Origin of the sequence: Micromonospora sp. SD12 (genome assembly GCF_052068495.1) — a bacterium.
Classification (GTDB): domain Bacteria; phylum Actinomycetota; class Actinomycetes; order Mycobacteriales; family Micromonosporaceae; genus Micromonospora; species Micromonospora echinofusca.
In genome coordinates this window covers 11,367-23,635 of the sequence record NZ_JBQHDF010000005.1, presented here as the reverse complement: position 1 = coordinate 23,635, position 12,269 = coordinate 11,367, and the positions used below count along the sequence as shown (strand labels likewise).

Below are 12,269 nucleotides of genomic sequence, written 5' to 3'. Positions count from 1 at the left end.
CTGACGGCCGGAGAGCTTTGGTGGGTTCTGCGGCGATGAAGCCTACAGGCCCGGTCTCACGCATCCCGACCGAGGTGGTCGCGGGCGGGGAGCACCCTCCCGCGACCGCCCCGGATCATCGATCACGTCAGGTGAGGATCACTCACCCGTCGCCTTGGCGATGATCTCCTTCGCGACCGAGGACGGAACCTCGGCGTAGGAGTCGAACTGCATGCTGTAGCTAGCCCGGCCCTGGGTCTTCGACCGCAGGTCGCCGACGTAGCCGAACATCTCCGACAACGGCACCAGAGCCTTGACGACGCGGGCGCCGCTGCGCTCCTCCATCGCCTGGATGATGCCGCGGCGGGAGTTGAGGTCGCCGATGACGTCACCCATGTTCTCCTCAGGAGTGGTGACCTCAACGGCCATCATCGGCTCGAGGAGTGCGGGGTCGGCCTTGCGGGCCGCCTCCTTCATCGCCATCGAGCCGGCGATCTTGAACGCCATTTCCGACGAGTCGACCTCGTGGTACTGGCCGTCCACCAGGGTGAGCTTGACGCCCACCAGGGGGAAGCCGGCGAGGATGCCGTACTGCATGGCGTCCTGGGCGCCCGCGTCCACCGACGGGATGAACTCCCGGGGGATACGGCCACCGGTCACCGCGTTGGCGAACTCGTAGGTCGGTGCGTCGTTGCCCAGCGGCAGCGGCTCCAGGCTGATGATCACCCGGGCGTACTGGCCGGAACCACCGGTCTGCTTCTTGTGGGTGTACTCGACCTTCTCCACCTTGCGGCGGATGGTCTCGCGGTAGGCCACCTGCGGCTTGCCGATGTTGGCCTCGACGTTGAACTCGCGGCGCATCCGGTCGACCAGGATGTCCAGGTGCAGCTCGCCCATGCCGGAGATGACCGTCTGACCGGTCTGGTCGTCCAGCTTGACGCGGAAGGTCGGGTCCTCCTCGGCCAGCCGCTGGATGGCGGTGCTGAGCTTCTCCTGGTCGGCCTTGGTCTTCGGCTCGATGGCGACCTCGATGACCGGCTCCGGGAAGGTCATCGACTCCAGGATGACCGGGTTCGCCGGGTCGCACAGCGTGTCACCGGTGGTGGTCTGCTTCAGACCCTGCACCGCGATGATGTCGCCAGCCTGGGCCGAGCTGCGCTCTTCCCGCTTGTTGGCGTGCATCTGGTAGATCTTGCCGATCCGCTCCTTGCGGTCCTTGGTGGAGTTGACCACCTGGGAGCCGGACTCGAGCGTGCCGGAGTAGATCCGGACGTAGGTGAGCTTGCCGAGGTGCTTGTCCGTCTGGATCTTGAAGGCGAGGCCCGAGAAGGGCTCCGACTTCGACGGCTTGCGCTGCATCGGGGTCTCGCCGTCGGTGGCCGTACCCTCGATCGCCGGGATGTCCAGCGGCGACGGCAGGTACGCGACGACCGCGTCGAGCATCGGCTGGATGCCCTTGTTCTTGAAGGCGGTGCCGGTGAGGACCGGGTTGGCCTTGCCGCCGATGGTGGCCCGGCGGATGGCGGCCTTGATCTCCTCGACGGAGATCTCCTCGCCCTCCAGGTACTTCTCCATCACCGCGTCGTCGACGTCGGCCAGGGTCTCCACCAGCTTCTCGCGCCACTCGGCGGCGGAGTCGGCGAGGTCGGCCGGGATCTCCTCGACCGCGTAGTCCTCACCCTTCTGGGTCTCGCCGCGCCAGGTGAGGGCGCGCATCTCGACCAGGTCGACGACGCCGATGAAGTCGGACTCGGCGCCGATCGGGATCTGGAGCACCAGCGGGGTGGCGTTCAGCCGGTCGATCATCATCTGCACGCAGCGGAAGAAGTCGGCACCGGTCCGGTCGAGCTTGTTGACGAAGCACATCCGGGGGACGTTGTACTTGTCCGCCTGCCGCCAGACGTTCTCCGTCTGCGGCTCCACGCCGGCGACACCGTCGTAGACCGCGACCGCGCCGTCCAGCACCCGCAGCGAACGCTCGACCTCGACCGTGAAGTCGACGTGGCCGGGCGTGTCGATGATCTGGATCGTGTGGCCCTTCCACTCACACTTGGTAGCAGCGGAGGTGATGGTGATACCACGCTCCTGCTCCTGCTCCATCCAGTCCATGACGGCACCGCCCTCGTGGACCTCACCGATCTTGTACGTGATGCCGGTGTAGAACAGGATCCGCTCGGTGGTGGTGGTCTTACCGGCATCGATGTGGGCCATGATGCCGATGTTGCGTACGTTGGCGAGCGCGTCTGCGGCGGCCACTTCAATCCCTACTTATCGTCGTCTCGACACAACTGGTGGCGGTTCCGGCGCCCGAGGGCGCCGGAACCAGGGTGTTACCAGCGGTAGTGCGCGAAGGCCTTGTTGGACTCGGCCATCTTGTGCGTGTCCTCGCGCCGCTTGACGGCGGCACCGAGGCCGTTGCTCGCGTCCAGCAGCTCGTTCATCAGGCGCTCGATCATCGTCTTCTCGCGACGGGCGCGGGAGTAGGTGACCAGCCAGCGCAGGCCCAGGGTGGTCGCCCGGGCGGGGCGCACCTCGACCGGAACCTGGTAGGTGGCGCCACCGACGCGGCGGCTGCGCACCTCGAGGGTCGGCTTGACGTTGTCCATCGCCCGCTTGAGGGTGACGACCGGGTCGGTGCCGGACTTCTCACGGCAGCCCTCGAGGGCGGCGTAGACGATGCGCTCAGCGAGCTGACGCTTACCGCGCAGGAGGATCTTGTTCACCAGCTGGGTGACCAACGGCGAGTTGTACACCGGGTCAGCGACCAGCGGCTTCCGCGGAGCGGGTCCCTTGCGCGGCATGTCAGCTCTTCTCCTTCTTCGCGCCGTAACGGCTGCGCGCCTGCTTACGGTTGCGGACGCCCTGGGTGTCCAGCGAACCGCGGACGATCTTCACGCCGCGCCGCTGAGGGGAACCCTTCAGCGCCGGGGTCTTGGTCTTACTCGTCTTCGCCTGGCGGCCCTTTCGGACCAGCTGCTGGATCGTGGGCACCGGGTTTCTCCGCTCCCTTCGACCGCCTGGTGGCGGCCGCACCGTCTGCCGTAGCCGACCTGATGGCCGACTCTCCTACATTCCGACCAGGGCCACCTCGCGATGGCCCGGCACCCGCGGTCGGGCGTGTCGCCCAGCTCACGGTCCCGGTGCCGACGCTCGCGCGTGTCGACCGGGTCTTGCACTGGCACACGGCAGGCCGCGCGCCGGTTCTGTGGCTTTGTCGTGCTCCCACGCGATCTCCGGCTCACCGGATCCAGCGCACGCACGAGTTGCCCGGGCTTGCCCGGGCACAAGGGGAAAGAGTACCTACCACAACCGCACAGGTCAAAACGGAGCGGCTGGCGGAGCGTCCACCGCCCGCCCGATCCAGTCCGTCGCGCCTACCCGCCCGTGGTGGGCACCTACGGATCCCAGTGTACCGGCTTCCCCGTGGAGCGGCCCGTCGACCCCGTCTCGGCGGTGGTCAGGCCCCCCGGGCGGGCACGGCCGTCACCCGAGCCCCAGCAGCAACGCCAGCCCCAGGCCGAGCAGGCTGAGCACCAGCCCCGCGCCGCCACAGCAGACCCCGGCCACCGCCAGGCCCCGCCCGGTGAACCGGACCGCCGGCGGGGGCGCGGGGCGCCGGATCTGCCGCATCCCCAGCAGGCCGGCCACGACGGCGCCCGCGCCGGCCAGGACGCCCAGCACCGTGAACGCGCCGGCCGCCCACGCGCCGCCCACGCCGCCGACCGCGCCGACGCAGATCACCAGCAGCGAGACCAGGGTCGACACGATGCCGGCAACCAGCGAACCCACGGCCAGGCCGGAGGTGACCGGCGGCACGTCCAGGTGCACCACGCCGAACGGCGTACCCGCGACCGGGTCGACCCGCTTCGGCGGCCGGGCGGCCTCGCGCGGGGGCGGGGGCGGGGCGGCCGGGCCCGGGCCCCAGCCCGGAGCCGGCGACGGAACCGCGGCCGAGGTGCTCCCGGGCGACACGGACGGCGGGCCCGACTCCCCCGCGCCCCAGGGCGACACCGGCGACGGACCCGACTCCCCCGCGGCCGGCGGGGCACTCCAGGGCGACACGGACAGCCGACCCGGCTCCCCCGCAGCCGGCGGAGCACCCCAGGGCGACACCGGCGGCGGGTAGCCCGGCGCGGACGGGCCGCTCTGGGCCGTGTCGGGCCGCGCCCACTGCCCGCCGGGCGGGGCGTCGGGATTCGCGGCGGGGGGCGCCACGGGATCGCCGGGGTGGCGCGCCGGTTCCGTCACGGGTCCTCCTGTCGACGTGTCGGCGTCCACCGCCGCGCGACGGACACCCGGGCCAGGCTACCGCCGCCGGCCGACGGCCCGCGCCCGGCGCGGACACGTCCCCGACGGTCGGGCTAGTCCACGTTCGGTGCGAAGTCCTGCCCGTAGGGCGTGTCGGCGAGCCGGACCACCCCGAGGACCACCGCGGCCACCACGCTGACGGCGGCCAGCACCAGGCCCGCCCAGGCCAGCCGCTCCCCCCGACGCAGCCAGGCCGCGCCGGTCAGGAAACCCCCCGAGGCGTACGCCTCCCGGCGCGCCTGGCGCGCGAGCTGGAGCGCCACCGTGGCCGGCACGATGCCGCCGATGAACAGGCCGGTCAACGCGCCGATCAGGCCCAGTGCGAAGACCGCGCGCGCCTTCGTGGCCCGGACCGGGTCCGGATCGAGCGGATGGCGGGGCGGCCCCGGCTGGGCGACGGGCGCCTGCCCGGGTGCGGTCGTCATGCCCCCATCATGCCCCGGTCCGCCGCGCCGCGACGCCCGCACGGGCCACCCCGGGCCCGGACACGACGAGGCCCCCGGCGCGTGCCGGGGGCCTCGTCGATCATGCTGCCTAGCGGTACGACCCGAAGTCGAAGTCGTCCAGCGGAACGGCCTGGCCGCTGGCCGGGCCGAAGCCGTAGTCGGTCTCGGGGTAGCCGGTCATCGAGTAGACCTTGGCCTTCGCCTCCTCGGTCGGCTCGACCCGGACGTTGCGGTACTTGCTGATGCCCGTACCGGCCGGGATGAGCTTACCGATGATCACGTTCTCCTTGAGGCCGACGAGCGAGTCGCTACGCGAGTTGATCGCCGCGTCGGTCAGCACCCGGGTGGTCTCCTGGAAGGAGGCCGCCGAGAGCCAGGAGTCGGTGGCCAGCGAGGCCTTGGTGATACCCATCAGCACCGGACGGCCGGCGGCGGGCTCGCCGCCCTCGGAGACGAGTCGGCGGTTCTCCGACTCGAACAGCGCCCGGTCGACCAGCACGCCCGGCAGGAACTCGGTCGAGCCGGAGTCGATGACCGTCACCCGCTTGAGCATCTGGCGGATGATGATCTCGATGTGCTTGTCGTGGATGAGCACACCCTGCGAGCGGTAGACCTCCTGGACCTCACTGGTCAGGTGGACCTGGACCGCCCGCGGACCCATGATCCGCAGAAGCTCGTGCGGGTCGATGGTGCCCTCGGTCAGCTTCTCGCCGACCGCGACGTGACCGCCGTCGTGGGTACGCAGGCGGACCCGCTTGGAGATCTTGTCGTAGACGATCTCGTCGCTGCCGTCGTCCGGCACCACGATGATCTTCCGCGAACGCTCGCCGTCCTCGATCCGGATCCGACCCGGGGTGTCGGCGATGGGCGCCTTACCCTTCGGGACCCGGGCCTCGAAGATCTCCTGCACACGGGGCAGACCCTGGGTGATGTCCTCACCCGCGACACCACCGGTGTGGAAGGTACGCATCGTCAGCTGCGTACCCGGCTCACCGATCGACTGGGCGGCGATGATGCCGACCGCCTCGCCGACGTCCACGGTCTTGCCGGTCGGCAGCGAGCGGCCGTAGCACGCACCGCAGACGCCCAGCTTCGACTCGCAGGTGAGCACGCTGCGCACCCGGACCGTCTCCGTCCCGGCGGCGACGATCTTGTCGACCAGGATCGAGTTGATGTCCTGACCCCGCTCGGCGACGACGACGCCGTCCGGCCCCTTGATGTCGTCGGCCAGCGTCCGGGCGTGCACGCTGGTCTCGGCGTGCTCGTGCACGACCAGCTTGCCGTCGATCCGCTCGCCGATCTGCATCGGGATGGCGCGGTCGGTGCCGCAGTCCTCCTCGCGGATGATGACGTCCTGCGAGACGTCCACCAGACGACGGGTCAGGTAACCCGAGTCGGCGGTACGCAGGGCGGTGTCCGCGAGACCCTTGCGGGCACCGTGCGTGGAGATGAAGTACTCCAGCACGGACAGACCCTCCCGGTAGCTGGCCTTGATCGGCCGCGGGATGATCTCGCCCTTCGGGTTGGCCACCAGACCACGGATCGCCGCGATCTGCCGGAGCTGGAGGAGGTTACCGCGGGCGCCCGAGTTGATCATCTTCCACAGCGGGTTCTCCTGCGGCAGGGCGGTGTCCATCTCCTTGGCGACCTCGTTGGTCGCCTTGGTCCAGATCTGGATGAGCTCGCCGCGACGCTCCTCCGGGGTCATCAGACCGCGCTGGTACTGCTTGTCGATCTGGTCGGCTTCCTTCTCGTACCGCTCCAGGATCTCCCGCTTGCGCGGCGGGGCGATGACATCCTCCATGCCGATCGTCACGCCGGACCAGGTGGCCCAGTGGAAGCCGGCCTCCTTGAGCCCGTCCAGGGTGGCGGCCAGCGCCACCTTGGGGAAGCGCTCGGCGAGGTCGTTGACGATCGCGGAGAGCTGACCCTTGCGGATCTCGTAGTTCACGAAGCGGTAGCCCTGCGGCAGCGTCTCGTTGAACAGCACCCGACCGAGGGTCGTCTCCACGGTCAGCGGCTCGCCCTCGACCCAGCCCTCCGGGGCGGTCCACGCCTCGGCGCCGGCACCGTTGTCGACCCCGACCACGCCCCGCAGGCGGATCTTCACCGGGGCCTGGAGGTGCAGCTCGCCGTTGTCGTACGCCATCCGCGCCTCGGCGTCCGAGCTGAACGCCCGGCCCTCGCCCTTCTCGCCCGCGGTGAGGTGGGTGAGGTGGTAGAGGCCGATGACCATGTCCTGGGTGGGCATGGTGACGGGCTTGCCGTCGGCCGGCTTGAGGATGTTGTTCGACGACAGCATCAGGATCCGCGCCTCGGCCTGGGCCTCGGCGGACAGCGGCACGTGCACCGCCATCTGGTCACCGTCGAAGTCGGCGTTGAACGCGGTGCAGACCAGCGGGTGGATCTGGATGGCCTTGCCCTCGACGAGCTGCGGCTCGAAGGCCTGGATGCCCAGGCGGTGCAGGGTCGGCGCCCGGTTCAGCAGCACCGGGTGCTCGCCGATGACCTCTTCCAGCACGTCCCACACGACCGGACGCTGCCGCTCGACCATCCGCTTGGCGGACTTGATGTTCTGCGCGTGGTTGAGGTCGACCAGCCGCTTCATCACGAACGGCTTGAACAGCTCCAGCGCCATCTGCTTGGGCAGGCCGCACTGGTGCAGCTTGAGCTTCGGGCCGACGACGATGACGGAACGGCCGGAGTAGTCGACGCGCTTGCCGAGCAGGTTCTGCCGGAACCGGCCCTGCTTGCCCTTGAGCATGTCGGAGAGCGACTTCAGCGGGCGGTTGCCCGGCCCGGTGACCGGCCGGCCGCGGCGGCCGTTGTCGAACAGCGCGTCGACGGCCTCCTGGAGCATCCGCTTCTCGTTGTTGACGATGATCTCGGGCGCGCCGAGGTCGATCAGCCGCTTGAGGCGGTTGTTCCGGTTGATCACTCGGCGGTACAGGTCGTTCAGGTCGGAGGTCGCGAAGCGGCCACCGTCGAGCTGCACCATCGGGCGCAGGTCCGGCGGGATGACCGGCACGCAGTCGAGCACCATGCCGAGCGGCGAGTTGCGGGTGTTCAGGAACGCCGCGACGACCTTGAGCCGCTTGAGCGCCCGGATCTTCCGCTGCCCCTTGCCGGAGCGGATGGTCTCGCGCAGGTTCTCGGCCTCGGCGTCGAGGTCCATGTTCTGGACCAGCGCCTTGATGGCCTCGGCGCCCATGCCGCCGGTGAAGTACTCGCCGAAGCGGTCGCGCAGCTCGCGGTAGAGCAGCTCGTCGGTGACGAGCTGCTTCGGCTCCAGCTTGCGGAAGGTGTCCAGCACCTCGTCGAGGCGGTCGATCTCGCGCTGGGCCCGGTCGCGGATCTGGCGCATCTCGCGCTCTCCGCCCTCCTTGACCTTGCGCCGGACGTCCGCCTTGGCACCCTCGGCCTCCAGCTCGGCCAGGTCGGCCTCGAGCTTGGTGGCCCGCTTCTCGATCTCCGAGTCGCGGCTGTTCTCGGCCTGCCGCTTCTCGGCCAGGATCTCGTTCTCGATCGTCGAGAGGTCACGGTGACGCGACTCGGCGTCCACGCTCGTCACGACGTACGAGGCGAAGTAGATGATCTTTTCGAGGTCCTTGGGGGCGAGGTCCAGCAGGTAGCCCAGCCGGCTCGGCACGCCCTTGAAGTACCAGATGTGGGTCACCGGAGCGGCGAGCTCGATGTGCCCCATCCGCTCACGGCGGACCTTCGACCGGGTCACCTCGACGCCGCAGCGCTCGCAGATGATGCCCTTGAACCGGACCCGCTTGTACTTACCGCAGTAGCACTCCCAGTCCCGCTGCGGACCGAAGATCTTCTCGCAGAAGAGCCCGTCCTTTTCCGGCTTCAGGGTGCGGTAGTTGATCGTCTCAGGCTTCTTGACCTCACCGTGCGACCACTGACGGATGTCGTCAGCGGTGGCGAGGCCGATGCGCAGCTCGTCGAAGAAGTTGACGTCGAGCACTATGTCCCCTATGTCGTCGTCTGTACTGCTAGCTAACCGGCGGGGTCCGGGGCAGGGTGACCCTGCCCCGAACCACCACCTCAGACCTCTTCGACCGAGCTCGGCTCGCGCCGGGACAGGTCGATGCCCAGCTCCTCCGCAGCGCGGAACACCTCGTCGTCGGTCTCGCGCATCTCCAGGGCCACACCGTCGCTGGAGAGCACCTCGACGTTGAGGCACAGCGACTGGAGCTCCTTGAGCAGCACCTTGAACGACTCCGGGATGCCCGGCTCCGGGATGTTCTCGCCCTTGACGATGGCCTCGTAGACCTTCACCCGGCCGAGGACGTCGTCGGACTTGATCGTCAACAGCTCCTGCAGGGCGTAGGCGGCGCCGTACGCCTGCATCGCCCAGCACTCCATCTCGCCGAAGCGCTGGCCACCGAACTGCGCCTTACCACCCAGCGGCTGCTGCGTGATCATCGAGTACGGACCGGTCGACCGGGCGTGGATCTTGTCGTCGACCAGGTGGTTGAGCTTCAGGATGTAGATGTAGCCGACCGCGATCGGGTCCGGCAGCGGCTCGCCGGAGCGGCCGTCGAACAGCTGCGCCTTGCCGGTGGAACCGATCAGCTGCTTGCCGTCCCGGTTGGGCAGGGTCGACGACAGCAGGCCGGAGATCTCCTCCTCGCGGGCACCGTCGAAGACCGGCGTGGCCACGTTGGTGTCCGGCTCGGACTCGTGCGCCTCGATGGAGCGCAGCTGGCGCTTCCACTCGGCGTCGTCGCCGTCGACGCTCCAGCCCGTCTTCGCCACCCAGCCGAGGTGCGTCTCCAGCACCTGGCCGATGTTCATCCGGGACGGCACACCCAGCGGGTTGAGCACGATGTCGACGGGGGTGCCGTCCTCCAGGAACGGCATGTCCTCGATCGGCAGGATCTTGGAGATGACGCCCTTGTTGCCGTGCCGGCCGGCGAGCTTGTCGCCGTCCTGGATCTTCCGCTTCTGGGCGACGTAGACCCGGACCAGCTCGTTGACGCCCGGGGGCAGCTCGTCGCCGTCCTCGCGGGAGAAGGTACGCACACCGATGACCGTGCCGGTCTCGCCGTGCGGCACCTTCAGCGAGGTGTCCCGGACCTCGCGCGCCTTCTCACCGAAGATCGCGCGGAGCAGCCGCTCCTCCGGGGTCAGCTCGGTCTCACCCTTGGGCGTGACCTTGCCGACCAGGATGTCGCCGGGGACGACCTCGGCGCCGATCCGGATGATGCCTCGCTCGTCGAGGTCGGCGAGCATCTCCTCGCTGACGTTCGGGATGTCGCGGGTGATCTCCTCCGGGCCGAGCTTGGTGTCCCGCGCGTCGACCTCGTGCTCCTCGATGTGGATCGAGGTGAGGACGTCCTGCTGCACGAGGCGCTGCGACAGGATGATCGCGTCCTCGTAGTTGTGGCCCTCCCAGCACATGAACGCCACGAGCAGGTTGCGCCCGAGCGCCATCTCGCCCTCGTCGGTGCAGGGACCGTCGGCGATGACCTGGCCGGCCTCGACGCGGTCGCCCTCGAAGACGACCGGCTTCTGGTTGACGCAGGAGCCGGCGTTGGAGCGGCGGAACTTGTGCAGCAGGTACGTGCGGCGGTGGCCGTCGTCCTGGTGGATCGTGATGTAGTCGGCGCAGAGGTCCTCGATGACGCCACCGACCTCGGCGACGACCACGTCACCGGCGTCGACCGCGGCACGGTATTCCATGCCGGTGCCGACGAGCGGGGACTCGGCCTTGACCAGCGGCACCGCCTGGCGCTGCATGTTCGCGCCCATCAGCGCGCGGTTGGCGTCGTCGTGCTCGAGGAACGGGATCATCGCGGTCGCGACCGAGGTCATCTGCCGCGGCGAGACGTCCATGTAGTCCACGGCCGACGGCGCGACGTCCTCGGTCTCGCCGCCCTTACGACGCACCAGGACGCGGTCCTCGGCGAACGTGCCGTCCGCCTTCAGCGGCGCGTTCGCCTGCGCCTTGACGAACCGGTCCTCCTCGTCCGCGGTCAGGTAGTCGATCTGGTCGGTGACCCGACCGTCGACGACCTTCCGGTACGGCGTCTCGATGAAGCCGAACGGGTTGACCCGGGCGAAGGTGGACAGCGCGCCGATCAGACCGATGTTCGGGCCTTCGGGCGTCTCGATCGGGCACATCCGGCCGTAGTGGGACGGGTGTACGTCGCGGACCTCGAAGCCGGCCCGCTCCCGGGACAGACCACCCGGGCCGAGCGCGCTCAGCCGGCGCCGGTGGGTCAGACCCGCCAGCGGGTTGGTCTGGTCCATGAACTGGGACAGCTGCGACGTGCCGAAGAACTCCTTGATCGCCGCCACCACGGGACGGATGTTGATCAGGGTCTGCGGCGTGATCGCCTCGACGTCCTGGGTCGTCATCCGCTCGCGGACGACGCGCTCCATCCGGGACAGACCGACCCGGACCTGGTTCTGGATCAGCTCGCCCACGGTACGCAGGCGCCGGTTGCCGAAGTGGTCGATGTCGTCGGCCTCGTAGCCGTCCTCACCGGCGTGCAGCCGGCAGAGGTACTCCACGGTGGCGACGATGTCGTCCTCGGTCAGGGTGCCGGTCGTGATCGGCACCTCCAGCTCGAGCTTCTTGTTGAACTTGTAACGACCGACCTTGGCGACGTCGTACCGCTTCGGGTTGAAGAAGAGGTTGTCGAGCAGGGTCTGGGCGTTCTCGCGCGTCGGCGGCTCGCCAGGGCGGAGCTTCCGGTAGATGTCGAGCAACGCCTCGTCCGCGCCGGCGATGTGGTCCTTCTCGAGCGTGGTCATCATCAGCTCGGACCAGCCGAACCGCTCGCGGATCCGCTCGGCCGACCAACCGACGGCCTTGAGCAGGACCGTGACGGCCTGCCGGCGCTTGCGGTCGATGCGGACGCCGACCGTGTCGCGCTTGTCGATGTCGAACTCGAGCCAGGCACCCCGGCTGGGGATGACCTTGACGCTGGTGAGGTCGCGGTCGGAGGTCTTGTCCGGCTGCTTGTCGAAGTAGACGCCCGGCGAACGGACGAGCTGGCTGACCACGACGCGCTCGGTGCCGTTGATGATGAAGGTGCCCTTCGGCGTCATCATCGGGAAGTCACCCATGAACACCGTCTGGCTCTTGATCTCGCCGGTGGTGTTGTTGGTGAACTCCGCGGTCACGAACAGCGGGGCGCAGTAGGTCAGGTCCTTCTCCTTGCACTCCTCGATCGAGGCCTTGACCTCGTCGAAGCGCGGAGCCGAGAAGGAGAGCGACATGGTGCCGGAGAAGTCCTCAATGGGACTGATCTCGTCGAGGATCTCCGCGAGACCCGAGCGTGCGTGCGGGTCGTCCGCCGACCGGCCCTGCCAAGCCTCGTTGCCGACGAGCCAGTCGAAGGACTCGTTCTGAATGGCGAGGAGGTTGGGGACCTCGAGGTGTTCGGTGATCCTGCCGAATGAAACTCGGCGGGGAGCGAATGCGCTCGACGTACGACTGGTCTTCGCAGGGCGGGAAGCTGCCAAGATGCGTCCTTCCGAGGACCGGTGCTGCATAACGGCTGGTACGCGTGC

7 protein-coding genes are annotated in these 12,269 nt (G+C 69.0%); all 7 read right to left on the bottom strand.

What is annotated here, in order from left to right:
• Nucleotides 1–138: 138 nt before the first annotated feature.
• The 7 genes from fusA to rpoB all read right to left on the bottom strand — a co-directional run bounded on the left by fusA (nt 139) and on the right by rpoB (nt 12,221).
• On the bottom strand, nt 139–2,235 hold the full coding sequence (fusA, locus tag ACTMS2_RS12305; RefSeq protein ID WP_088998348.1) for an elongation factor G: 2,097 nt from the start codon (nt 2,233–2,235) through the stop codon (nt 139–141).
• A gap of 74 nt (nt 2,236–2,309) precedes the next feature.
• A complete protein-coding gene (rpsG, locus tag ACTMS2_RS12300) occupies nt 2,310–2,780 on the bottom strand; it encodes a 30S ribosomal protein S7 (protein WP_077938296.1) in 471 nt (156 codons plus the stop codon).
• A 1-nt stretch (nt 2,781) separates the two neighbouring features.
• Nucleotides 2,782–2,970, bottom strand: a complete 189-nt coding sequence (locus ACTMS2_RS12295) for a hypothetical protein (protein WP_441175503.1) — start codon at nt 2,968–2,970, stop codon at nt 2,782–2,784.
• Between the two features lie 492 nt (nt 2,971–3,462).
• The gene (locus tag ACTMS2_RS12290) at nt 3,463–3,810 is read right to left on the bottom strand and encodes a hypothetical protein (RefSeq protein WP_441175774.1); all 348 of its coding nucleotides are present in this window, start codon (nt 3,808–3,810) and stop codon (nt 3,463–3,465) included.
• A 530-nt stretch (nt 3,811–4,340) separates the two neighbouring features.
• On the bottom strand, nt 4,341–4,712 hold the full coding sequence (locus ACTMS2_RS12285) for a hypothetical protein (RefSeq protein WP_101412802.1): 372 nt from the start codon (nt 4,710–4,712) through the stop codon (nt 4,341–4,343).
• Nucleotides 4,713–4,821: 109 nt separating this feature from the next.
• Nucleotides 4,822–8,709, bottom strand: coding sequence for a DNA-directed RNA polymerase subunit beta' (locus ACTMS2_RS12280; protein ID WP_151453324.1), 3,888 nt, complete (start codon nt 8,707–8,709; stop codon nt 4,822–4,824).
• Between the two features lie 80 nt (nt 8,710–8,789).
• Complete coding sequence (rpoB, locus tag ACTMS2_RS12275; RefSeq protein WP_088998345.1) at nt 8,790–12,221, bottom strand: DNA-directed RNA polymerase subunit beta; 3,432 nt, start codon at nt 12,219–12,221, stop codon at nt 8,790–8,792.
• Nucleotides 12,222–12,269: the final 48 nt, after the last annotated feature.